The organism is Bradyrhizobium sp. HKCCYLS3070 (assembly GCF_051167575.1).
GTDB lineage: Bacteria > Pseudomonadota > Alphaproteobacteria > Rhizobiales > Xanthobacteraceae > Bradyrhizobium.
The window spans coordinates 608,673-631,319 of record NZ_JBNPTI010000002.1; the positions used below are offsets into that span (position 1 = coordinate 608,673).

The following is a 22,647-nucleotide window of genomic DNA, read 5'->3' on the forward strand; positions in this document are numbered from 1 at the left end:
GATGAGGCTCAAGGCGAAGGTCGCGGTCATCACCGGCGGCGGCTCCGGCATCGGCCGCGCCAGCGCCGTCATGTTCGCGCGCGAGGGCGCTTATGTTGCGCTGGTCGACCGCGACGCGGCAGGCGCGGAGGAAACCCTGTTGCTCCTGGCCAAGGCCGGAGGCCAGGGCCGCGTGTATGTCGGCGATGTCGGTGATGCGGATTTTGCAAAGGCGACGGTCGAGAGCGTGGCAGCCGCGCGCGGCCGGCTGGATGTGCTGATGACCGCTGCCGGCTTCTCCTGCGGCGGCACCGTGGTCACGACCGATCCCATGGATTGGGACGCGGTGTTCCGCGCCAATGTCGGCGGCACCTGGCTGTGGGCCAAGGTCGCGGTGCCGATCATGCAGAAGCAGAAGGTCGGGTCGATCATCACCGTGGCATCGCAGCTTGCGGTCGCCGGCGGCAAGGGCAACAGCGCCTATATCGCCGCCAAGGGCGCGATCATCAGCCTGACCCGCACCATGGCGGTCGACTTCGCCACCGACGGCATCCGCGTCAATGCGCTGGCGCCGGGCGCGATCGACACGCCGCTGCTGCGCCGGAGCTTTGCGCGCCACGTCGATCCGGAGCCGGTGCGCGAGGCCTCGCGCCAGCGCCACGCGATGAAGCGCTTTGGCGCGGCCGACGAGGTCGCCGCCGCCGCGCTGTTCCTGGCCAGCGACGAGGCGTCGTTCACGACCGGCATCGTGCTGCCGGTGGATGGCGGCTGGCTCGCGGCGTAGCTCAACGCCTGGCCGTGCCGGACTTCCGATCGCGCCCGCGCAAAATGTCCGCAAGCGCGGCCGCGTTGCGAGACAGCGGCTCGAAGCGAGGCGTCAGGAGATACGCGCGCATCGGAATCTTCGGTGCGAGTGGCCGTGCCGCGAGGTCGGGCCAGGCGCGGCCGCGCAGCACGAATTGGTCGACCACGGCAAGGCCCGCGCCGGCGCGGGCCATGGCGCAGGCGTCGGGCGTGTAGCGCACGATCGTGGTCGGCTCCGGGCCGCCGGCCAGGGCCGACGTGACGATGTGACCATAAGGCGTCTGCGGGCCGAAGCCGACCAGCGGATAGGGCAGCATGTCCTTCGGCCTGATGCTGCGCAGCCTCGTCAGGGCATGGTCGGCCGGCATGATCACGTGCAGCGCGCCCTCCGCGATCGTCTCGACCGCGACTGTCGGCTCGTCGACCGGCAGCACAGTGATGCCGAGATCGGCGCGGGCTGTGCCGACGCGGCTGACGATCTCCAGCAGGGTCAACGATTCGAACTCGACGCGCAGATCTGGAAAGCGGCCGCGCAGCCGCGCCAGCGCCTCCGGCACCATGCTGTGGGCCGCGCTCGGGCTCGCCACCACGCGGATGGTGCCCGTGCCGCCGGCGCGCAGCTCGTCGGCGAGGTCGTTGATGCGCGCGACGCCGCGATGGACGTGCTCGACCTCGGCGAACAACCGCTTGGCCTCCGGCGTCGGCTGCACCCGGCCGCTGATGCGCTCGAACAGCTTGAGCTTGAGGCCATCCTCGGTATAGGCCAGCAGCCGGCTGATCGCGGGCTGCGACACCGAGAGCAGCCGCACAGCGCCGCTGATCGAGCCTGTCATCATAATCGCGCGGAACACCTCGATCTGGCGCAGATTGAGCGGCATGCGACCTCTTGTCCCGCTGTGGATGGCTGTCGACTCTAGCCGCCGCTGCCGCCCCATAACAAGCTGTTATGGGCGGCGGACAAATCGGTATGGTCGGTGCCGGACCTGCTTTGCTAAGCTTCGCGTGCCGGGTGACATGACTGATGGAGAGAGCGTGAGCGACAGCGAGCGTTTCGATCGCGATTGCGCGTGTCAATTCCGGTTCCCGGCATGAGCGATGGCCTCGCCGCGCTGACGGCCCTGGTCCGTGGCGATCTTGCCAGGATCGCCCATCCCAGCATGCCATGGCTGACGCCCGTCGTCGGTCCCGATGGCCGGCCTGCGCGCGATGTGCTGATCGTCGGCGGCGGCCAGTCGGGTCTTGCCACCGCCTTCGCGCTGCTGCGCTCGCGCGTCAGCAACATTCTCGTGCTCGACAAAGCCGAGGCAGGCCGCGAAGGACCGTGGCTCAGCTATGCGCGCATGCCGACCCTGCGCAGCCCGAAGGACTTCACCGGACCCGATCTCGACATCCCCTGTCTGACCTATCAGGCGTGGCACGAGGCGAAGTTTGGCGGCGAGAGCTGGCGCAATCTTGATCTGATTCCGCGCGAATATTGGGCAGATTATCTCGCCTGGTATCGCGAGGTGCTCGACCTTCCCGTGCGCAACGGCTGCGAAGTCGTCGATATCGCACCGGCCACTGACGGACTGCTGCAGGCGACAGTGCGCAGCAAGGATGGTGAGACGACGATCTATGCCCGCAAGATCGTGCTGGCGACCGGGCAGGAGGGGATGGGCGATTGGAGCATTCCGGAGCCGCTGCGCCATTTGCCCGCAACGCGCTGCGCCCATTCCGGCGCCGAGATCGATTTCGACAGCTTGCGCGGCCGCCGCGTCGCCGTGATCGGGGCCGGTGCCTCGGCGTTCGACAATGCGGCGGCTGCGCTCGAAGCCGGTGCGAACAGCGTCGATCTGCTATGCCGCCGCACGGAAATCCAACTGATCCAACCCTATCGCTGGCTGACGTTCCGTGGTTTCCTGCGGCATTTCTCCGAACTCGACGACGTCTGGCGCTGGCGTTTCATACGTGCGGTCCTCGAGTTGCGCGAGGGCTTTCCGCAGCACACCTATGATCGCTGCGCCCGTCATGCTGCGTTCCACCTGCATGAGGGCGCGCCTGTGCTGATCGCGTGCGAAACGTCAGAGGGAGTCGTGCTGCGGACACCGCAAGGCGAAGTCACAGTCGATTTCGTGGTCAGCGCGACGGGCATCTCGATGGACTTCGCAAAGCGTCCGGAGCTGCAGCGCTTTGCCGCCAACATCGCGCGTTGGTGCGATCGCTACACGCCCGATGCCGGCGAGCGCAACGACCGGCTTGGCGCCTTTCCCTATCTCGCCGACGACTATGCGCTGTGCGAGCGTGTGGCTGGCCGGACGCCGTGGATCCGCGACGTCCATGTGTTTGCCATTGCCTCGACGATGAGCTTCGGCGCGTCGGGATCTTCCATCAATGCAATGACCACGGCGGTGCCGAAGCTCGTGCATGGGCTGACGCGCGGGCTGTTCAAGGCCGACATCGACAAGCATTGGGCCAACTTCCAGGCCTACGATGTGAAGCAGGCCGAGGTGCGCCGTGGCACGTGATTTGCTGCTGAACTCCCATCTGATGCGCTCCCATCTGATGCGCTTCCATCTGATGTGCTTGCGTCGCCGGTGACCGCTGGCAGGGTATTTCAGTCCCGGATTTTGAGACCAATGAGGGAACAAGGGCGATGAGTTTCGAGATGTCCAAACGTTCGTTGTTCGCTGTGACCGCCTTGCTCGCGGTGATGCTGGCTGCGCCATCGGCGCATGCGCAGAGCCGCGCCGAGACTCTGCGCTATGTCACCGGTGCCACCGTCAACACGCTCGATCCGAACATTCCGGGCTCGACGCGCGAGGCCTTCGCGCTGTCGATGTCGACCTACGACCGGCTGGTGTCGTTCGGTCGCAAGCAGCTCAATGGTAAGTGGGTGTTCGATCTCGACACGATCACCGGCGAGCTCGCTGAATCCTATCAGGTCAGCTCTGACGGTTTGAAGATCACCTTCAAGCTGCGCCCCGACGCCAAGTTCCAGGACGGCTCGCCGGTGACGGCCGAGGACGTCAAATGGTCGCTCGACCGCTGCGTCACCGCGCCAATCCTCGGCAAGGCGCAACTGCTGACGGGCTCGCTGACGTCGGCCGATCAGTTCAAGGTCATTGATCCCCTGACGTTCGAAGTGACCTTGCCGAAGCCGGACAAGCTGGCGCTGCCGAATCTCGCGACCGTCTATCCGATCATCATCAACTCCAAGCTCGCCAAGGCGCATGCGACGGCCGAAGACCCATGGGCGCTGAACTGGACCAAGGAGAACGCGGCCGGCAGCGGCGCCTACATCGTCGAGACCTTCAAGCCCGGCGAGCAGGTGATCGCCAAGCGCAACGAGGCCTGGAATCGCGGCACGCCGGACAAGCCGGCGGCGTTCAAGCGCCTGATCATCCAGTCGGTGCCTGAACCGGCGACGCGCGCCAACCTCGTGGAGCGCGGCGACGCCGACCTCGTCATCGACCTGCAGGCGAGCGACGTGCAGTCGCTCGAAGGCAAGGGCAAGCTGAAGGTGATCTCGACGCCGCAATACAACGCGGTGACCTTCATCTCGATGAACAACGCCATCCCGCCGTTCGACAACGTCAATGTGCGCCGCGCCATCGCTTACGCGCTGCCCTATGACGACATGTTCAAGGCGGCCTTGTTCGGCCGCGGCGCGCCGCTCTACGGCGCGACGTGGGCCGAAGGCAAGCCGCCGAGCGGCGGCTATCCGATCCCGCAGCCGATCAAGCTCGATCTGGAGAAGGCGAGGGCCTATCTGAAGGACGCCGGCATGGCGGACGGCTTCTCCACCACCTTCAGCTTCAATGTCGGCCAGGCGGCGACCGCCGAGCCGATGGCCGCGCTGGTCAAGGAATCGCTCGCCAAGATCGGCATCAAGGTGGACATCCAGAAGCTGCCGGATGCGCAGATGTCGACCGCGATCAACGAGAAGAAGCTGCCGTTCTTCACCGAAGGCATCGTCGCCTGGCTGCCCTCGACCGACTATTTCTATCGCAACTTCTACACGGGCAAGCAGCGCTGGAATTATTCCTCGACTGACAATGCCGAGCTGGAGAAGATCGCGCAGGAGGCGCGCTTTGAGGCCGACAAGGCGAAATATGAGGAGCAGGGCAAGGCGCTCAACGCCATCCATTTCGACCAGATGTTCCAGATCCCGATCTGGCAGGCGGCGCAGGACGCGGTGATGCAGCCGACGGTGGACGGCTACGTCTACCAGTTCACGCGGCAGGTCGATTATCGTAACCTGAGTCGCAAGTAACGGGGACGGCTGATAACCATGGGCACGATCGGCGCAACCTTGGCTCGGGCGGGACGACGCTTCGTCTCGTCGCTGCCGGCGCTGTTCGGGGTCCTGGTCTTCACCTTCCTGCTGATGCGCGTGCTGCCGGGGGATCCGGCCGTGTTCTTTGCCTCCGGCCCCAATGCCGGCCAGGAGGAGATCGAGGTCATCCGCCGGCAGCTCGGGCTCGACAAGCCGCTGCCGAACCAGCTCGCGATCTATCTCTACGACGTCGGCCGCGGCAATCTCGGCCGCTCGATGATGACCGGGCAGGCGGTCGCCAAGGATCTCAAGGAGCGGCTGCCGGCCTCGCTCGAATTGACCCTGACGGCGCTGCTGATCGCGCTGGTGTCGGCGGTGCCGCTCGGCGTGCTGGCTGCGCTGCGGCCGGGCTCGCTGGTCGATCACGGCGTGCGGCTGTTCTGCTCGCTCGGCGTCTGCGTTCCGACCTTCGTCTCCGGTCTGCTGCTGATCTACGTGTTCTATTATCTGCTCGGCCTGGCGCCGGACCCCACGGGCCGCATCGATATCTTCGCCACACTGCCGCCGTCGCGGACCGGCTTCCTGATCATCGACTTCCTGCTCGCCGGCGATGTCGAGGGCTGGTGGGCGGCGGCCCGGCAGCTGATGCTGCCGGCACTGACCATGGCGCTGTTCGTGATCGCGCCGCTGGCGCGCATCACCCGCGCCTCGATGCTGGTGTCGCTCGGCAGCGACTTCGTGCGCACGGCGCGCTCGGTCGGGCTGTCGTGGTGGCGCATCGTCGTGACCTATGCGCTGAGGAACGCGATCCTGCCGGTCATCACCATCGCCGGGATCGTGTTCTCGACCATGCTCGGCGCCAATGTGCTGGTGGAGAAGGTGTTCTCCTGGCCCGGCGTCGCCTCCTACGCGCTCGATGCGCTGCTGGTCTCCGACTACGCGCCGGTGCAGGGCTTCGTGCTGCTGATGGCGACGATCTTCGTGATCGTCAATCTGCTGGTCGATGTACTCTATGGCATCGCCGATCCCAGGGCGACGGTGGCGTGAGCATGAGCACGATCGAGGCCTCGTCGACCCTGCGCCACACTGCCTTCGTGCTGCGCGGCAATCCGGTCACCGCTGTCGCGGCTGGCGGTGCGCTGCTGCTGGCGCTGATCGCGATCTTTGCGCCGTGGCTCGCGCCCTATGATCCGGTCGTCTCCGACGTACCGCAGGCGCTGCAGCCGCCGAGCGCGGCGCACTGGTTCGGCACCGACCAGCTCGGTCGCGATGTGCTCAGCCGCCTGATCGTCGCGAGCCGGCTCGACCTCACGATCGCGGTGACGGCGGTTGCTGTGTCCTTCGCGCTCGGCTCGGTGATCGGTGCACTCTGCGGCTATGCCGGCGGCCGGCTCGACAAGGCGGTCGGCCGCTTCGTCGACGTGCTGATGGCGTTCCCGCTGTTCGTGCTGGCGATGGCGATGGTCGCCGCGCTCGGCAACCGCGTCGAGAACATCGTGATCGCGACCGCGATCATCAACCTGCCGTTCTACATCCGCTTCGCCCGCGCCGAGGTGAACATCCGCCGCAATCTCGGCTGGGTCGAGGCCGCGCGCGCCTGCGGCGAGAGCCATGTCGCTGTCGTGCTGCGCTTCCTGTTGCCGAACGTGCTGCCGGCGATGGCGGTGCAGATGTCGCTCAATCTCGGCTGGGCGATCCTCAATGCCGCGGGCCTCTCCTTCATCGGCCTCGGCGTCAAGCCGCCGACGCCGGAATGGGGCATCATGGTCGCCGAGGGCGCCCGCTTCATCTCCACGGGGCGCTGGTGGCTGGTGGCGTTTCCCGGACTTGCGCTGATGAGCGCGGTGCTGTGCTTCAATCTGCTCGGCGACGGCCTGCGCGATATCCTCGATCCCCGGATGCGCACATGACGGGCGAATTGAAGATGATCAGCGTGGCGCATCCGAGGATGAGAACGTGAGCGCACCGCAGCTCGAGGTCGAGAACCTCAAGGTCTCCTTCTCCACCCGTCGTGGTATCGTCGAGGCCGTGCGCGGCGTGTCTCTGTTGCTGGCACCGGGTGAGATGCTTGGCCTCGTCGGCGAGAGCGGCTCCGGCAAGTCGGTGACCGGCTTTGCCATCACCCATCTGCTCGACAAGGCCGGCCGCATCACCGGCGGCCGGATCCGCTTCAAGGGCCAGGACATCACCCGCGCCGGCGGCGCCGATCTGCGCAGCCTGCATGGTGCTGCGATGGCGATGATCTTCCAGAACCCGCGCGCGGCCCTCAATCCTATCCGTACCGTCGGCCAGCAGATTGCGGATGCGATCCTCGCGCATAGACGGCTGTCGCGGCAGGAGGCGCAGGCCGAGGCGCTGCAACTCTTGAAGGCCGTGCAGATCCGCGATCCCGAGCGGCGCATGAGCGCCTATCCGCATGAGCTCTCCGGCGGCATGTGCCAGCGGGTGATGATCGCGATCGCGATCTCCTGCAGCCCGCAGCTGCTGATCGCGGACGAGCCGACCACCGGCCTCGACGTCACCACGCAGAAGGTGGTGATGGACCTGCTCGCTCATATCGCCGCCGACCGCGGCATGGCGACGATCCTGATCACGCATGATCTCGGGCTGGCCGCGCGCTACTGCGCGCGCGTCGTGGTGATGGAGCAGGGCAGGCTGGTCGAGGAGGCCGAGCCGCTCACGCTGTTCCATCGGCCGCAGCACCCCTACACCAAACGGCTGGTCGCGGCGTCGCCGACGGCGACCTCGCGCATTGAGGATCTGGTGCCGGACGGCGAGCGCATTCCGTTGGTCGCGGTGACGGAGCTGCCGCCTCCGCCGCACGGCGCGCCGCTGCTGCTCGACGTCAGGACTGTCAGCAAGCGTTTCGACGACGGCACCGTGGGCGTCGCGGACTTCTCGATGACCATGCGCGGCGGCGAGAGCGTCGGCCTGGTCGGCGAGAGTGGTTCCGGCAAGAGCACGACGTCGCGCATGATCTGCCGGCTGATCGATGCCAGCGCCGGCGAGATCCTGTTCGACGGCCAGTCGATCGGCCAGATCCCGGCGCGCGACTTCCACCGTTCCGAGCTGCGCAAGGACATCCAGATCGTCTTCCAGGATCCGAACGACAGCCTCAATCCGCGCTACACGGCGTTCGACTGCATCGCCCATCCGCTGCTGCGACTGATGAACATGCGCTCAGGCGACAGACTGCGCCGGCGGGTCGAGGAATGCGCCGAGCGTGTCGGCCTGCCGCGCGAGCTGCTGTCGCGCTTTCCGCATCAGCTCTCTGGCGGGCAGAAGGCGCGCGTCGGCATTGCCCGCGCCATTGCCTGCAAGCCGCGGCTGCTGGTGCTGGACGAGCCGACCGCGGCGCTCGACGTCTCTGTTCAGGCCGTGGTGCTGCAGCTCCTGAACAGGCTTCGGCGCGAGGATAACCTCGCCTTTCTGTTCGTCAGCCACGATCTCAATGTCGTGCGCATGATGTGCGACCGCACCATCGTGCTGCGCACAGGCCTCATCATCGAGCAGGGCGAGAGCCGGGCGCTGTTCGCCAATCCGCAGACCGACTACACGCGCGAGCTGGTCGATGCCGTTCCGCATATCGACCCGCCGATGGCGCTGGCACCGGCCTGATCCTCACCCATAACAATCGATTATGGATGGCGGACAACTTGGTATTGGGGCCGCGATCGGCGGAGCTGTTAGTTTGTGCGCATCGCCATCTCAGGTCATCAAAGGGTTGGATCGCGCGTCATGACGGTGCTGATCGAAAGGCTGCAGAGCGCCGTCGGCGCAGCGCATGTTCTCGTCGCAGCCGAAGATCAGGCGCCGTATCTGCGCGACTGGCTGGGCAAGTATCGTGGCGCTGCCATCGCCGTCGTGCGTCCTGCGTCGACGGCAGAGGTCGCCGCGGTCATGGCGGCCTGCGCCGAGGCCCGCGTCGCCGTGGTGCCGCAGGGCGGCCACACGAGCCTGTCCGGCGGCGCGACACCCGATGCGAGCGGCGGAGCGATCGTGCTGTCGCTGGCGCGGATGAACCGCGTCCGCGCGCTCGATCCCATCGGCCAGACCATGGTGGTCGATGCCGGCGTCGTGCTGGCGAAGGTGCAGGAGGCCGCCGGCGCGGCCGGCCTGCTGTTTCCACTCAGCCTCGGGTCCGAGGGGAGCTGCACCGTCGGCGGCAATCTCGCGGCCAACGCCGGCGGCGTCGCCGTGTTGAGGTATGGCGTCATGCGCGAGCTGACTCTCGGGCTGGAAGTGGTGCTGCCGGATGGCCGCATCTGGGACGGGCTGCGCAGCCTTCGCAAGGACAACACCGGCTATGCGCTGCGCGATCTCTTCATCGGCTCGGAAGGCACGATCGGCATCATCACCGGCGCCGTGCTCAAGCTGTTCCCGCAGCCGACGGCGCGCGCGACGGCGTTCGTCGCAGTCCCCGATGCGGCCGCCGCGCTGAAGCTTCTTCAGTTGTCGCGCGCTCATTGCGGCGATCGTCTCACTGCATTCGAATTCCTGACCTCGGCGACGCTCGACATGATCCTGCGCCAGATCCCGGATGCGCGGCTGCCGTTCACGGCGCTGCCCGACGCAGCGGTGCTGATCGAGCTCAGCGACATCAGCGACGAGCCTGCGCTGACGGCGCGTCTCGAAACCGCGCTGGCTCAGGCGATGGCGGAAGGACTTGCCTCCGACGCCGTCGTGGCCCAGGACGGCATCCAGGCCAAGGCGTTCTGGCGCGTACGCGAGAGCGTGTCCGAGGCGCTGGTGCGCGAAGGCAAGGCGCTGAAGCACGACGTCGCGGTGCCCGTGGCCGAGATCGCCGATTTCGTCGGTGTCATGAATGCGGCGGTCGACGCCGCGCTGCCCGGCATCCGTCCCATGGTGTTCGGCCATCTCGGCGACGGCAATCTGCACTACAATCTGATGCGGCCGCTCGACATCAGCGAGGACGAGTTTGACGGGCACGGTCCGCGGATCACTCGCCTCGTCCATGACGAGATCACCCGTCGCCGCGGCTCGATCAGCGCCGAGCATGGCATCGGCCAGCTCCGCACCGCGGAGATGCCGCTGTGCAAGCCAGCGCTCGAGCTCGAGCTGATGCGTCAGCTCAAGCGCGCGCTCGATCCGCATGGTCTGATGAACCCGGGCAAGCTGCTGCCGAATGTGTAGTCGGTGCTGACGTCGCGTTCGTCCAGCCAGGACCGGTGTGACGTCAGCCTGGGTTCTGTCGGGTCTGCGCGACAGTTGCACGGGTTCCCTTCAGGAAGAGGCCGTCGAGTGCTGTCTCAACCGCGCGCGTGAAGCGAGGATCGTTCGGCAGCTCGGTGCCGAACACCGATGTGACCGACAACAATGCGGGCGCAAGCCGGCCCGCAACCGGGCCGGCGTCATCCGCCAGGGCCCGCAGTCTGTCCGCCAGCGGGTCGCGCAGCGCGATCGGCTGGCGGTGTTCGTCGGTGCCGCTGACGTAGCGCATCCACCCGGCGACGGCGAGCGCGAGGCGGGTGATCGGCTGGCCGCGGGCGAGCCGGTCGCTGATGGTGCCGAGCAGGCGCTGCGGCAGCTTCTGCGAGCCGTCCATCGCGATCTGCGCTGTCAGATGCTTCAGCGCCGGATTGCGGAAGCGTTGCAGCAGTGCGGCGCGATAGGCTGTCACGTCGAAGCCGCCGAGCGCGGGCAGAGTCGGCGTGACCTCGTCGCACATCATGTCCTCGACGAGGCCGGCGAGGTCGGGCTCGGCCATGGCCGCGGCCACCGTCTCGCAGCCCATGAGATAGCCGAGATAGGCGATCGTCGAGTGCGCGCCGTTGAGCAGCCGCAGCTTCATCAGCTCGAACGGCGCGACGTCGCGGACGCACTGCGCGCCGCTGATGTCCCACGCCGGGCGATCGCCGCCGAAGTCATCCTCGATGACCCATTGGCTGAACGGCTCGGTGACGACGGGCCATGCATCGTCGAGGCCGAGCGCGGCGCCGATCTCAGCGCGGTCGGCATCGGTGGTCGCCGGCACGATGCGGTCGACCATGGTCGAGGGAAAGCGGACCTTGTCCGCGATCCATGCCGCGAGATCGCGGTCGATCAGTTCGGCGAAGGCGATGACGAGGCCGCGCAAGGTATGGCCGTTGGCCGGAAGGTTGTCGCAGGCGAGCACGGCGAAGGGCGGCAGCCCCTGTTGCCGTCGCAGCTGCAAGCCGCCTGTGATGACGCCGAGCGTGCTGCGGGGGTGGCCGACATTGAGGCTGTCGTGACGGATGTCGGGATCGTCGGCGCGCAGCGCGCCGGTCGCCGGATCGTGGCTGTAGCCCTTCTCGGTCACGGTGGTGGAGACGATGCGCACGCGGGGATCGGCGAGGCGCGCGAGCAGGCCCGCGGGATCTTCCGGCGCCACGGCGAGGCCGGTGAGCGCGCCGATCACGCGCCGCTGATGTCCGGCACCGTCGCTCGCCGTCACGCTGTAGAGCCCGCCTTGCGGCGCGAGCGCGTCGCGCGTGTCGGGCGAGCGCAGGGAGACGCCGAGGATGCCCCAGCGCGGATCGTCCTTGAGCAGCGCATCCGTGTAGACCGCCTGGTGGCCGCGATGGAAGGCGCCGAGGCCGAGATGGACGATGCCGGTCGCGACCGCCGTGCGATCGTAGTCCGGCTTGAGGATGCCGGCAGGCAGGCGGTGGAGCGTGGCGGGGCTGAGGCGGTCCATATCGGGACCTTAAAAGATCAGCTGCACTTTGCAGCATTCGGTCTGGTTATGCTCGAATGTGTCGAACGCAGTGGCGTAGGCGTCGAGCCCGTAGCGATGGGTGATCAGGCGCTCCGGCTGCAAGATGCCGCGCGCGAACCAGTCGATCACCTTGGCGAACTTGCCGCTGTTGAGCCTGCTAGCGTGGATGGCGAGCTCCTTGGCCGTGACCTTCTGCTGCACGATGGTCGAGGGCTCCGCCGAAAAGCCGAGCAGGCCGATGCGTGCGGCGGGCGAGGCGATCTCGATCGCTTCGGCGAGAATGGCGGGATGGCACGCGGCATCGATGATCAGTGTTGGCCTCACGCCGGCATCCGCGAGCGCTGCGGGCAGGGCGGTGTTTGCCGTGTTGATGACGCGGTCGGCGCCGTTGCGCTGGGCGGCTTCGAGCCGCGAATCGATGCGGTCGGTGACGATCAGCTGCTTCACGCCGTAGACGTGCTTGAGCACCTGGATCACGGTCAGCCCGATCGGCCCGGCGCCATAGACCAGCGCGACGTCGGAAGCGAACACGCGCGTATGATCGGTGATGTTGGCGGCGATCGAGAACGGCTCGACCAGCGGCGCCTTGTCGTCGTCGACGCTGCCCGGCAGCAGATGCGCGTTTGCGGCCGGTACGCAGGCATATTCCGAAAAGCCGCCGTCGCGGTGGACGCCGAGCACGGCGAGTTCAGCGCAGACATTGGGGCGGCCGACCGAGCAGGGATAGCAATGGCCGCAGGCGACGACGGGGTCGACCACCGCGCGGGCGCCAAGCTTGGCGTCGACGCCGTCGCCGAGCTTGTCGATGCGGCCAAAGAATTCGTGGCCGATCACGCGCGGATAGCGCGCGAACGGGTTGCTGCCGTGCAGGATATGGATGTCGGAGCCGCAGATGCCGGCCCGCTCGACCTTGAGGCGGAGCTCGCCCGCGGCGGGCTCAGGGACAGGGCGCGTTTCGATCGACAGGCGGCCGGGCCGCTCCACCACGAGGCTCTTCACGCGTCCCTCCATCCCCTTCAGTGCTCATCTCGATCGCGAGCCGGCGTCGTATAGCAACCTCACAACTTGGATACAAGTTATCTATTGAAACCTATTTTGGTATCCCTTATAGGCTTAGGTTACAGGAATGACATACAGAAGGCCCCACAGCGGGCCGGCAGGGGAGGTTTGCCAATGTCTTCAGCCACATCCATGTCCCGTCGAAGTTTCGTCGGCACCGCGCTCGCGGGGGCCTCAGCCCTGGCGTTTGGACCGGCCCACGCCCAATCCGCGAAGTATCGCCTGCGTTACGGCACGGCGTTTCCCGCCACCCATCCCGGCGTCGTCCGGATCATCGAGGCGTCGGAGGTCATCAAGAAGCAGACCAATGGTCTGGTCGACCTGCAGGTCTATCCGAACAGCCAGCTCGGCAGCGAGCCCGACATGTTCTCGCAGGTGCGCAGCGGCGCGCTCGACTTCATGTCGACGTCAGGTGTGAACCAGACGGTGGTGCCGATCGGCGGGATCAATGCGGTGGCGTTCGCGTTCGAGAGTTACGACCAGGTGTGGTCGGCGATGGACGGCGATCTCGGCAACCATGTGCGCGGCGAGTTCGCCAAGGTCGGCCTGCACGTGCTCCCGAAATGCCTCGACAATGGCTATCGCAACATCACCTCCGGCGCCAAGCCGATCGCCTCGCCCGACGATCTCAAGGGCTTCAAGATCCGCGTGCCCGGCAATCCGTTGTGGGTGACGCTGTTCAAGACGCTCGGCGCGGCGCCGACGCCGATCAATTTCGGCGAGCTCTATGCGGCCCTGCAGACCCGCATCGTCGACGGCCAGGAGAATCCGCTGGCGCTGATCCAGAGCGCCAAGCTCTACGAGGTGCAGAAGTACATCGCGCTATCAGGCCATATCTGGGACGGCCACTACATCTTCGCCAATGCAGCGCGCTGGAATGTCATGCCTGCCGACGTCCGCGACGCCATCACCGCGGCGCTGTCGGAGGCCGCCGTCAAGGAGCGCCAGGACATCCAGAGCTTCAACGAGAAGGCGCAGGCGGACATGCAGGCGGCCGGCGTGACCTTCAACAAGGTCGACACCAAGCCGTTCCGCGACGCGCTGCGCACCGCCGGCTTCTACACCGAGTGGAAGACCAAGTTCGGCGCCGAGGCGTGGGGCCTGCTGGAGAAATCGGTCGGCCAGCTCTGAGCGAGCTGCCGTTGCATCCCTGATGCATGTCCGCATGCGCGGACATCAGCAGGATCTTGCGGGGAGGGTGGAATGGCCGTTGACCTGACCGCGACGACCTCGGTGCCGTCGCATGGCGCCTTTGCGCGTTTCGATCATCTGCTAGGCCGCGCCGTCGAGGCGCTGGCCGCCGCGATCGTGGTCGCCGAATTGGTCCTGCTCGGTGCGGCCACGGCCGCGCGCTACGTGTTCAATGCTCCGCTGATCTGGTCCGACGAACTCGCCACCGTGCTGTTCGTGTGGCTGGCGATGCTCGGCGCCGTCGTCGCATTGCGACGCGCCGAGCACATGCGGCTCACCGCCTTCGTCCGCAATCTGTCGCCGGCGTGGCGGGCGCGCACCGACGCGCTCGGCCTGATGCTGGTCTGCACCGTGCTGGTCGTGCTGGTGATGCCGTCCTGGCACCACCTCGAAAGCCACCTGATCAGCCAGATGCCCGTGCTCGAGATCAGCGAAGGCTATCGCGAGGCCGCGATGCTGGTCGGCGTGCTGCTGATGCTGCTCACCGCGGTCGACCGGCTGATCCAGCAGGCGAGCCTCATGCAGGTCGTCGGCGCTCTGGCCCTGGTGCTCGCCGGTGCGGGGGCGCTCTATGCGGCCGCACCTGTGCTGGAGGATCTCGGCAACTACAATCTGTTCATCTTCTTCTTTGTGCTCGTCGCCAGCGCCATGGTGATCGGCACGCCGATCGCCTTCACCTTCCTGCTCGCCACCGTGGCCTATCTACATTTCAGCACGACCGTGCCGGTCCTGATCGTTCCCGGCCGGGTCAGCGAGGGCATGTCGCACATGGTGCTGCTGGCGGTGCCGATGTTCGTGCTGCTGGGTGCGCTGATCGAGATCGCCGGGCTGGCGCGGGCGATGATCCTGTTCCTGGTTTCGCTCATCGGCCATCTGCGCGGTGGCCTGCAATATGTGCTGCTCGGCGCGATGTACCTGGTCTCCGGCATCTCCGGCGCCAAGGCGGCCGACATGGCAGCGGTTGCGCCGGCGCTGTTTCCCGAGATGAAGCAGCGCGGCAGCTCGGAAGGCGACCTGGTGTCGCTGCTGTCGGCCTCGGCCGTTATGTCGGAAACGATCCCGCCCTCGATCGTGCTGATCACGGTCGGATCGGTGACGGGCGTGTCGATCGCGGCGCTGTTCACCGGCGGGCTGCTGCCGGCGGTGGTCGGCCTGATCGCACTCTCCGTCGTCGTCTTCCTGCAGACGCGCAAGGAGGACATGAGCGGCGCGCAGCGTTTCGATGCCAAGACGCGGCTGCGGCTGTTTGCGATCTCTATTCCCGGTCTCGGTCTGCCGATCGTGATCCGTTCGGCTGTGGTCGAGGGCGTCGCCACCGCGACCGAGGTCGCGGCGATCGGCGTCATCTACACCGTGCTGGTCGGCATCTTCGTCTATCGCCAGTTCGACTGGAAGCGGGTGTATCCCATCCTGGTCGATACGGCGTCGCTGTCCGGCGCGATCCTGCTGGTGGTGGGGGCTGCGACCGGCATGGCCTGGGCGCTGACCCAGTCCGGCTTCTCGCAGCAGCTCGTGGACCTCATGGTGGCTGTGCCCGGCGGCCGCTGGGGCTTCCTGCTGATTTCGGCGCTCGCCTTCGTCGTGCTCGGCAGCGTGCTCGAGGGCGTGCCGGCGGTGGTGCTGTTCGGGCCGCTGCTGTTCCCGATCGCGCGCATGATGGGCGTGCACGAGGTGCACTACGCCATCATCGCGGTGTTCGCGATGGGTCTCGGCCTGTTCACGCCGCCTTTCGGCGTCGGCTTCTATCTCGCCTGCGCCATCGGCCGCGCCTCGCCGGACGAGGTCATCCGCCACGTCTGGCCGCATCTCGCCGCACTCGTCGTTGCGCTGCTCTTGATCGTGTTCCTGCCATGGATCTCGATCGGCTTCCTGTGAATCGGGTAGACTGCCGTCATGGATGACGATCTGACACCGCTGACACGACGGGACGGCAAGGCCGGCCGGCGGCTCGCCGACCAGGTCTACGAGCGGCTGCTCGAGGACATCGTCTCCGGCGCGCTGCCGCCGGGCACGCCGATGGCCGAACTCGATCTGTGCGAGCGGCTCGGCGTCAGCCGCACGCCGGTGCGCGAGGCGCTGATCAAGCTCGCCGATGTCGACCTCGTGCGCATCTATCCGCAAAGCGGCAGCGTGGTGGCGCCGGTGTCGCGCGAGGCGTTCGGCGAGGCGCAGTTCATCCGCGAGCATCTCGAATGTGCGCTGGTTGCCGAGGCCGTCCGCTACATCGATGCGACGGCGCTGCGCGAGCTGACCGAGCTGATCGACAAGCAGAAGGCGGCGGCGACGCCGGCGGAGTTCTACGTCCATGACGAGGCGTTCCATCAGACGATCGCCCGCACCAGCCGGCATCCCCATGTCTGGCAGGTGATCCGTCAGACCAAGATCCATTTCGACCGCGTTCGCCATCTGACCTTGATCGAGGACGCCGGCCATATTCCGCTCCTGATCGCGCAGCATCAGGAGATCCTGGACGGGCTGGCCGCCTGCAACGAGGCCCAGGCGGTCGCGGCGATGCGCCGGCATCTGCGCGAGGTGTTTCGCCGCGCTGACGGCATCTTTGCCCGGCAGGAGGAGATGTCGCAGGCCGAACCGCGCACGCGGGCACGGCGGCGGCGCTGATCGCGCGCTTGATTCATTCTGGAAGGTGACGACATGGAACAGACGTGGCGCTGGTTCGGACCCGATGATCCCATCACCTTGCCGCAGGTTCGCCAGACCGGCGCGACCGGCATCGTGACGGCGCTGCATCACATTCCCTACGGCGTGGTGTGGAGCACCGATGAGATCATCAGGCGCATCGGCTTGATCGAAGGCGATTCATCGCTGCGGCTGCGCTGGAGCGTGGTCGAGAGCCTGCCGGTCTCCGAGGCCATCAAGCTGGGCGAGGGCGATCTGACGTCCTTGTTCGACAACTACCGCCAGTCACTGCGCAACCTCGCCGCCTGCGGCGTCACCACCGTCTGCTACAATTTCATGGCGGTGCTGGACTGGACCCGCACCGAGCTCGCCTTCCGCCTGCCGGGCGGCGCCACCGCGCTCCGCTTCGACATGGATCGCCTGGCGGCGTTCGACTGCTACATCCTGCAGCGGCCCGGCGCCGAGGCGGAATTCTCCTCCGACGTGCTCGACCGCGCCAGGGCCTGGGTGGCGCAGGCCTCCGAAGCCGACAAGGACCGGCTGCTCGCGACCATCATGGCCGGGTTGCCCGGCGCCTATGACCGCTATGACGTGCCCGGCCTGCGCCGCATGCTGGAGAAATATCGCGGCATCGGCCATGCCGAGCTGCGTGCCAACTACGCGCGCTTCCTGCGCGAGGTGGTGCCGGTGGCGGAGGAGTGCGGTGTCAGCCTGTGCGTCCATCCCGACGATCCGCCGCGCGACCTGTTCGGCCTGCCGCGCGTGGTGTCGTCAGCCGAGGATCTGCAGTTCATCGTCGAGGCCGCCCCGTCGAAGGCCAATGGCATCACGTTCTGCACCGGCGCGCTCGGCGCCGGCGGCCACAACAACGTGCCGCGGCTTGCCGAGCGGTTCGCCCCGCACATCCGCTTCGTCCATCTGCGCAACGTCACCAAGATGCTCGACGGCTCGTTCATGGAGGCCGAGCATCTGCGCGGCGATGTCGACATGGTTGCGATCGTGACGACGCTGCTCAAGGAGCAGGCGCGCCGCAAGGCCGAGGGCGATCCGGACTGGCGGATCCCGTTCCGCCCCGATCACGGTCATGAGCTGGTCGACGACATCGGCCGCGGCACGCATCCCGGCTATCCGCTGGTTGGCCGGCTCAAGGGCCTCGCCGAGATCCGCGGGGTGATGACCGCCGTCGCGGCCATTAACCGTCTCCCGGTTTGATCGGCAGGGCCGGATAACGCGCTTGTCAGCGCGCTGTCCGTCAACGAGGATGCCAGCCGGAACGTCGTCCACGAGTTGAACAGATGTCGACCTCGCTCTTCGATCTCTCCGGCAAGACCGCGCTGGTGACCGGCTCCTCCCGCGGCCTCGGCCGCGCTATTGCCGAAGGCTTTGCCAAGGCCGGGGCGCGGCTGGTCATCAACGGCACCGACCCGGCGCGCACGCTGGCGGCGGCGGAAGAATTCCGCGCCGCGGGCCATCAGGCCGAGGCCTGCCCGTTCGACGTGACCGATGAGCAGGCCGTGGTCAGCGCCTTCGCGCGTTTCGATGACCAGGGGATCGCGATCGACATCCTCGTCAACAATGCCGGCATCCAGCACCGCAAGCCGCTGGTCGAGTTCACCACCGACGAGTGGCGCCGCGTCATCGAGACCAACCTCACCAGCGCGTTCGTGATCGGGCGCGAGGCCGCCAAGCGGATGATTCCGCGCAACAGCGGCAAGATCATCAACATCGGCTCGCTCGGCAGCGAGCTGGCAAGGCCGACGATCGGGCCCTACACCACGGCCAAGGGCGGCATCCGCAACCTGACCCGCGCGATGGCCGTCGAATGGGCCGCGCACGGCATCCAGGCCAATGCGATCGGTCCCGGCTACATGCTGACCGACATGAACCAGGCGCTGATGAGCAACCCCGACTTCAACAACTGGCTGATGTCGCGCGTCCCGGCGAAGCGCTGGGGTCGTCCCGACGAACTGGTCGGCACCGCGATCTTCCTGGCCTCCGACGCGTCGACCTATGTCAACGGCCAGACCATCTATGTCGATGGCGGCATGCTGGCGGCGATGTAGGATCGCGGAAGACACGAGACAGGGAGGCCGGCCATGCGTGCGGTCGTCATTCACGCGCCGAAAGATCTGCGCATCGACAGCTTTCCCGATCCGGCGCCGGGACCCGGCGAGGTCCGGGTCAAGATCGAGGCCGGCGGCATCTGCGGCTCGGATCTGCATTACTACCATCACGGCGGCTTCGGCACGGTCCGCATCAAGCAGCCGATGGCGCTGGGTCATGAGATCGCAGGCCACGTCGCCGCGGTCGGTGCCGGCGTGACCGGCCTCGCCGAGGGCACGCGCGTCGCCGTCAATCCGAGCCTGCCGTGCGGCAAATGCGCCTATTGCCGCGAGGGGCGGCGCAACCAGTGCCTGGACATGCGCTTCATGGGCAGCGCGATGCGCGATCCCCACGTGCAGGGCGGCTTCCGCGAGTTCGTCACCGTGGATGCCTCGCAGGCGGTGCCGATCGCGCCGTCGTTGTCGCTGGGAGAGGCCGCGATGGCCGAGCCGCTGTCGGTCTGCCTGCATGCCGCGCACCAGGCCGGTTCGCTGCTCGGCAAGCGCGTTCTGGTGACCGGCTGCGGCCCGATCGGAGCGCTGTCGATCCTGGTCGCGCGTTACGGCGGCGCAGCCGAGATCGTGGCGACCGACGTCGCCGACGCGCCGCTTGCGATGGCGCGCACGCTCGGCGCCAGCCATGCGTTCAATGTCGGGGCGGAGCCGTCGGCGCTCGATCCGTGGCGGAGCGGGAAGGGCACGTTCGACGGGCTGTTCGAGGCCTCCGGCAACCAGGCCGCCCTGCGGGCGGCGCTCGACGTCATGAGGCCCGGCGGCGTCATCGTCCAGCTTGGGCTCGGCGGCGAGATGACCTTGCCGGTCAACACGCTGGTCACGAAGGAGCTGCAATTGCGCGGCACGTTCCGGTTCGACCGCGAATTCGAGCTGGCGCTGCGGCTGATGGGCGAGGGGCTGCTGGACGTCAAGCCGCTGATCTCGGCTGCGCTGCCATTCGAGCAGGCGGTCGCCGCCTTCGAGCTCGCCAGCGATCGAAGCCGGTCGATGAAGGTTCATTTGACGTTTTGATGGATGGATTGACGCCGATGAAAGTCGCCTGCATCGGAGAGTGCATGGTGGAGTTTGCGCAGGAGGACGGCTCGCTGTTCCGGCGCGGCTTCGGCGGCGACACGCTCAACACGGCGCTCTATCTGGCCCGGCTCGGCGTGCCCACCTCCTACGTCACGGCGCTCGGCGATGATCCCTTGAGCGCCATGATGCTGGCGGCCTGGCAGGCCGAGGGCATCGACACCTCGGAGGTGCTGCAGGTCGAGGGCCGCGTGCCCGGCCTGTACATGATCGAGCGCGATGCCCGGGGCGAGCGCAGCTTCCTCTATTGGCGCGACCGCGCGCCGGCGCGCGAGCTGTTCGATCGCGCCGACCGCGACATGCTCGATAGGCTCTCCCGCTTCGACTGGATCTATCTCTCCGGCATCAGCCTCTCGCTCTATGGCGAGACCGGCAAGGCCAAGCTGCGTGAGCTGTTGACGGTGGCGCGCAAGCGCGGCGCGCGTGTGGTCTTCGACGGCAACTACCGACCGCGCGGCTGGGCCAGCCGCGAGGTGGCGCAGCGCGCGTTCCGCGCGATCCTGCCGCTGGTCGACGTTGCGCTGCCGACGCTCGAGGATGAGCAGATGCTGTTCGGCGATGCCGACGCCTCCGTCAGCCTGCGCCGCTTCAAGGAAGCCGGGGTCGGCGAGGTCGTCGTCAAGCGAGGCGCACGCGGCTGCCTGATCCATGCCGATGGTGTGCTGGTCGACATCGCGCCGCCTGCGGTGCTCAAGCCGATCGACACCACGGCGGCCGGCGATTCCTTCAATGCGGGTTATCTCGCCGCGCGCATCAAGGGCGCGCCGCCCCGCAAGGCGGCGTTGGCCGGCCACCGGCTTGCCGGCGCCGTGATCATGGCGCCGGGAGCCGTGATCCCGGCCACCGCGATGCCGCGGGACATTCTGACGATGAGCGAGGCATGATGAACAATTTGGACAAGCGCACGAAGCTCGATGCGGTGTTCGCTCTGGCGCCGGTGATTCCGGTGATCACGATCGAGGACGCCGCGCATGCCGTGCCGCTTGCGCGCGCGCTCGTTAGCGGCGGTCTCCGCGTCATCGAGATCACCTTGCGGACGCAGGCGGGGCTCGATGCCGCACGCGCGATCATCGATGAGGTGCCGGACGCCGTTGTCGGCATCGGCACGGTGCTGACGCCGGCGGACTACGAGCGCGCCGCCGGGCTCGGTGCAGCCTTCGCGATCAGCCCGGGCCTGTCGATCGGCCTGCTCGATGCCGCGAATGCGGGCGAAATGCCGTTCGCGCCGGGCATTCAGACCGCCTCTGATCTCATCGCCTGCGTGACGCGCGGCTATGAGCTGGTGAAGTTCTTTCCTGCGGTGCCGGCCGGTGGGCTCGCCGCGCTGGATGCGCTGGCCGGGCCGTTCCCCAACGTACGGTTCTGCCCGACGGGCGGCATCAATGCCGGCAACGCTGCGCAATGGCTGGCGCATAAGAAGGTCGTTGCGATCGGCGGCTCCTGGGTCGCCCCCGCGGCCGACATCAGGGCCGGGGCCTGGGCTGCGATCGAGCAGCGCGCCCGCGACGCGACGAAGCTGCGCTGATCTGGCCTATCCACAACTTAAAATTTTGTTTGTGTCCGACGCTCATCTTCGGCAGCGTGGGCCTCCGTCGGCGCCTGTCCTTCTCAAAAAGTATTACAGTCAAATAATATGACTAGTCATCCCAAGTGTTCCGTGGAATAACGGACGTCACCGGCCGTCGAGGCGGGTGAATAGGTGCGTCGGCACCGCTGTTTGCGGCGGCGCATCAAAAAACAGTACCTTTTTGGGAGAGAACGTCTGATGACCCTGAAAGCCCTCTTTGCGGCCTCGGCAACGGCCGCCTTGTTGCTTGCCACGTCTGCTGGCGCCGCTGAGCTGACCGTCGGCTTCTCGCAGATCGGATCGGAGTCCGGTTGGCGCGCCGCCGAGACCTCGGTCTCGAAATCTGAAGCCGCCAAGCGCAAGATCAACCTGAAGATCGCCGACGCCCAGCAGAAGCAGGAGAACCAGATCAAGGCGATCCGCTCCTTCATCGCCCAGGGCGTGGACGCGATCTTCCTCGCACCGGTCGTGGCCTCCGGCTGGGACGCGGTGCTGAAGGAAGCCAAGGAAGCCAAGATCCCGGTCGTGCTGCTCGACCGCGACATCGATCCCTCCGGCAAGGACCTCTATCTGACCGCCGTCACCTCCGACAGCGTGCACGAGGGCGAGGTGGCAGGCGAGTGGCTCGCCAAGACGGTCGGCGGCAAGGCCTGCAACGTCGTCGAGCTGCAGGGCACGGTCGGCGCCAGCGTCGCCACCAACCGCAAGAAGGGCTTTGACGCCGTCGTCGCCAAGAACGCCAACCTGAAGGTCGTTCGCAGCCAGACCGGCGACTTCACCCGTGCCAAGGGCAAGGAGGTGATGGAAAGCTTCATCAAGGCCGAGAACGGCGGCAAGTCGATCTGCGCGGTCTATGCCCACAACGACGACATGATGGTCGGCGCCATCCAGGCGATGAAGGAAGCCGGGCTCAAGCCGGGCAAGGACATTCTGACCGTCTCGATCGACGCCGTGCCGGACATCTTCAAGGCGATCGCCGCCGGCGAAGCCAACGCCACCGTCGAGCTGACGCCGAACATGGCGGGCCCGGCGTTCGACGCAATCGTGGCCTTCAAGGAGAAGGGCACCGTTCCGCCGAAGTGGATCCAGACGGAATCGAAGCTCTACACCGCGACTGACGATCCGCAGAAGGTCTACGACAGCAAGAAGGGGCTCGGCTACTGAGCCGAAGATCTCGCCGTCGTCCTGGCTGTTGCCGGGACGACGGAAATCGATCGTGGCGCCCGCATCGCGTGCGGGCGTCGACTTTCCGGTCTTGCCCAAGTAG

19 protein-coding genes are annotated in these 22,647 nt (G+C 67.0%); 16 read left to right on the forward strand and 3 right to left on the reverse strand.

All coding sequences use genetic code 11. The annotated features are described in order from the left end of the window. The first annotated feature begins 1 nt into the window (after position 1). Complete coding sequence (locus ACQR03_RS11445; protein WP_434841261.1) at positions 2 to 763, forward strand: SDR family oxidoreductase; 762 nt, start codon at positions 2 to 4, stop codon at positions 761 to 763. 1 nt (position 764) lies between these two features. Here the strand turns inward: ACQR03_RS11445 and ACQR03_RS11450 are convergent, their stop codons facing one another. Continuing rightward, on the reverse strand, positions 765 to 1,661 hold the full coding sequence (locus ACQR03_RS11450; protein WP_316226318.1) for a LysR substrate-binding domain-containing protein: 897 nt from the start codon (positions 1,659 to 1,661) through the stop codon (positions 765 to 767). Positions 1,662 to 1,871: 210 nt separating this feature from the next. Here ACQR03_RS11450 and ACQR03_RS11455 point away from each other — a divergent pair, with 210 nt between their 5' ends. The 6 genes from ACQR03_RS11455 to ACQR03_RS11480 all read left to right on the forward strand — a co-directional run bounded on the left by ACQR03_RS11455 (position 1,872) and on the right by ACQR03_RS11480 (position 10,192). Beyond that, positions 1,872 to 3,287 carry an NAD(P)-binding domain-containing protein gene (locus ACQR03_RS11455; RefSeq protein ID WP_434841260.1) on the forward strand — a complete coding sequence of 472 codons (1,416 nt, stop codon included), beginning with the start codon at positions 1,872 to 1,874 and terminating at the stop codon, positions 3,285 to 3,287. Positions 3,288 to 3,415: 128 nt separating this feature from the next. Further along, positions 3,416 to 5,035: an ABC transporter substrate-binding protein gene (locus ACQR03_RS11460; protein WP_316226320.1), complete on the forward strand. Its 1,620-nt coding sequence runs from the start codon at positions 3,416 to 3,418 to the stop codon at positions 5,033 to 5,035. A gap of 18 nt (positions 5,036 to 5,053) precedes the next feature. Beyond that, entirely contained in the window at positions 5,054 to 6,085 is a 1,032-nt protein-coding gene (locus ACQR03_RS11465; RefSeq protein WP_315718176.1) for an ABC transporter permease, read from the forward strand. Between the two features lie 2 nt (positions 6,086 to 6,087). Next, positions 6,088 to 6,948 carry an ABC transporter permease gene (locus ACQR03_RS11470; protein ID WP_316226321.1) on the forward strand — a complete coding sequence of 287 codons (861 nt, stop codon included), beginning with the start codon at positions 6,088 to 6,090 and terminating at the stop codon, positions 6,946 to 6,948. Positions 6,949 to 6,994: 46 nt separating this feature from the next. Next, the gene (locus ACQR03_RS11475; RefSeq protein WP_316226322.1) at positions 6,995 to 8,656 is read left to right on the forward strand and encodes an ABC transporter ATP-binding protein; all 1,662 of its coding nucleotides are present in this window, start codon (positions 6,995 to 6,997) and stop codon (positions 8,654 to 8,656) included. 120 nt (positions 8,657 to 8,776) lie between these two features. Beyond that, the gene (locus tag ACQR03_RS11480) at positions 8,777 to 10,192 is read left to right on the forward strand and encodes an FAD-binding oxidoreductase (protein WP_434841259.1); all 1,416 of its coding nucleotides are present in this window, start codon (positions 8,777 to 8,779) and stop codon (positions 10,190 to 10,192) included. A gap of 43 nt (positions 10,193 to 10,235) precedes the next feature. Here the strand turns inward: ACQR03_RS11480 and ACQR03_RS11485 are convergent, their stop codons facing one another. Then, positions 10,236 to 11,717 (reverse strand): mannitol dehydrogenase family protein, encoded by a 1,482-nt coding sequence (locus tag ACQR03_RS11485; RefSeq protein WP_434841258.1) that lies wholly within the window; start codon positions 11,715 to 11,717, stop codon positions 10,236 to 10,238. Between the two features lie 9 nt (positions 11,718 to 11,726). Continuing rightward, the gene (locus ACQR03_RS11490) at positions 11,727 to 12,737 is read right to left on the reverse strand and encodes a Zn-dependent oxidoreductase (RefSeq protein ID WP_434841257.1); all 1,011 of its coding nucleotides are present in this window, start codon (positions 12,735 to 12,737) and stop codon (positions 11,727 to 11,729) included. Between the two features lie 174 nt (positions 12,738 to 12,911). Here ACQR03_RS11490 and ACQR03_RS11495 point away from each other — a divergent pair, with 174 nt between their 5' ends. The 9 genes from ACQR03_RS11495 (at position 12,912) to ytfQ (ending at position 22,544) form a co-directional block, all read left to right on the forward strand. Further along, positions 12,912 to 13,928, forward strand: coding sequence for a TRAP transporter substrate-binding protein (locus tag ACQR03_RS11495; protein ID WP_434841256.1), 1,017 nt, complete (start codon positions 12,912 to 12,914; stop codon positions 13,926 to 13,928). A gap of 72 nt (positions 13,929 to 14,000) precedes the next feature. Then, positions 14,001 to 15,863, forward strand: a complete 1,863-nt coding sequence (locus tag ACQR03_RS11500) for a TRAP transporter large permease (protein WP_434841255.1) — start codon at positions 14,001 to 14,003, stop codon at positions 15,861 to 15,863. Positions 15,864 to 15,881: 18 nt separating this feature from the next. Then, a complete protein-coding gene (locus tag ACQR03_RS11505) occupies positions 15,882 to 16,607 on the forward strand; it encodes a GntR family transcriptional regulator (protein ID WP_434841254.1) in 726 nt (241 codons plus the stop codon). 33 nt (positions 16,608 to 16,640) lie between these two features. Further along, on the forward strand, positions 16,641 to 17,837 hold the full coding sequence (gene uxuA, locus ACQR03_RS11510) for a mannonate dehydratase (protein WP_434841253.1): 1,197 nt from the start codon (positions 16,641 to 16,643) through the stop codon (positions 17,835 to 17,837). 83 nt (positions 17,838 to 17,920) lie between these two features. Beyond that, positions 17,921 to 18,688, forward strand: coding sequence for a glucose 1-dehydrogenase (locus ACQR03_RS11515; RefSeq protein WP_315750327.1), 768 nt, complete (start codon positions 17,921 to 17,923; stop codon positions 18,686 to 18,688). 33 nt (positions 18,689 to 18,721) lie between these two features. Continuing rightward, the gene (locus ACQR03_RS11520) at positions 18,722 to 19,753 is read left to right on the forward strand and encodes an L-idonate 5-dehydrogenase (protein ID WP_434841252.1); all 1,032 of its coding nucleotides are present in this window, start codon (positions 18,722 to 18,724) and stop codon (positions 19,751 to 19,753) included. A 47-nt stretch (positions 19,754 to 19,800) separates the two neighbouring features. Beyond that, positions 19,801 to 20,697: a sugar kinase gene (locus ACQR03_RS11525; protein ID WP_409977992.1), complete on the forward strand. Its 897-nt coding sequence runs from the start codon at positions 19,801 to 19,803 to the stop codon at positions 20,695 to 20,697. Beyond that, entirely contained in the window at positions 20,694 to 21,338 is a 645-nt protein-coding gene (eda, locus tag ACQR03_RS11530) for a bifunctional 4-hydroxy-2-oxoglutarate aldolase/2-dehydro-3-deoxy-phosphogluconate aldolase (protein WP_315827044.1), read from the forward strand. Before ACQR03_RS11525 ends, eda begins: the two co-directional genes overlap by 4 nt. Positions 21,339 to 21,578: 240 nt before the next feature. Beyond that, positions 21,579 to 22,544, forward strand: a complete 966-nt coding sequence (gene ytfQ, locus ACQR03_RS11535) for a galactofuranose ABC transporter, galactofuranose-binding protein YtfQ (RefSeq protein ID WP_315718196.1) — start codon at positions 21,579 to 21,581, stop codon at positions 22,542 to 22,544. Positions 22,545 to 22,647: the final 103 nt, after the last annotated feature.

Bases quoted from the DNA above. Each gene is read 5' to 3' on its own strand.
- ytfQ (WP_315718196.1), top strand. From the start codon at position 21,579: ATGACCCTGAAAGCCCTCTTTGCGGCCTCGGCAACGGCCGCCTTGTTG.
- ACQR03_RS11505 (WP_434841254.1), top strand. From the start codon at position 15,882: ATGGATGACGATCTGACACCGCTGACACGACGGGACGGCAAGGCCGGC.
- ACQR03_RS11465 (WP_315718176.1), top strand. From the start codon at position 5,054: ATGGGCACGATCGGCGCAACCTTGGCTCGGGCGGGACGACGCTTCGTC.
- ACQR03_RS11450 (WP_316226318.1), bottom strand. From the start codon at position 1,661: ATGCCGCTCAATCTGCGCCAGATCGAGGTGTTCCGCGCGATTATGATG.
- ACQR03_RS11495 (WP_434841256.1), top strand. From the start codon at position 12,912: ATGTCTTCAGCCACATCCATGTCCCGTCGAAGTTTCGTCGGCACCGCG.
- ACQR03_RS11480 (WP_434841259.1), top strand. From the start codon at position 8,777: ATGACGGTGCTGATCGAAAGGCTGCAGAGCGCCGTCGGCGCAGCGCAT.
- ACQR03_RS11445 (WP_434841261.1), top strand. From the start codon at position 2: ATGAGGCTCAAGGCGAAGGTCGCGGTCATCACCGGCGGCGGCTCCGGC.
- ACQR03_RS11485 (WP_434841258.1), bottom strand. From the start codon at position 11,717: ATGGACCGCCTCAGCCCCGCCACGCTCCACCGCCTGCCTGCCGGCATC.
- ACQR03_RS11460 (WP_316226320.1), top strand. From the start codon at position 3,416: ATGAGTTTCGAGATGTCCAAACGTTCGTTGTTCGCTGTGACCGCCTTG.
- ACQR03_RS11500 (WP_434841255.1), top strand. From the start codon at position 14,001: ATGGCCGTTGACCTGACCGCGACGACCTCGGTGCCGTCGCATGGCGCC.
- ACQR03_RS11455 (WP_434841260.1), top strand. From the start codon at position 1,872: ATGAGCGATGGCCTCGCCGCGCTGACGGCCCTGGTCCGTGGCGATCTT.
- ACQR03_RS11520 (WP_434841252.1), top strand. From the start codon at position 18,722: ATGCGTGCGGTCGTCATTCACGCGCCGAAAGATCTGCGCATCGACAGC.
- uxuA (WP_434841253.1), top strand. From the start codon at position 16,641: ATGGAACAGACGTGGCGCTGGTTCGGACCCGATGATCCCATCACCTTG.
- ACQR03_RS11470 (WP_316226321.1), top strand. From the start codon at position 6,088: ATGAGCACGATCGAGGCCTCGTCGACCCTGCGCCACACTGCCTTCGTG.
- eda (WP_315827044.1), top strand. From the start codon at position 20,694: ATGATGAACAATTTGGACAAGCGCACGAAGCTCGATGCGGTGTTCGCT.
- ACQR03_RS11515 (WP_315750327.1), top strand. From the start codon at position 17,921: ATGTCGACCTCGCTCTTCGATCTCTCCGGCAAGACCGCGCTGGTGACC.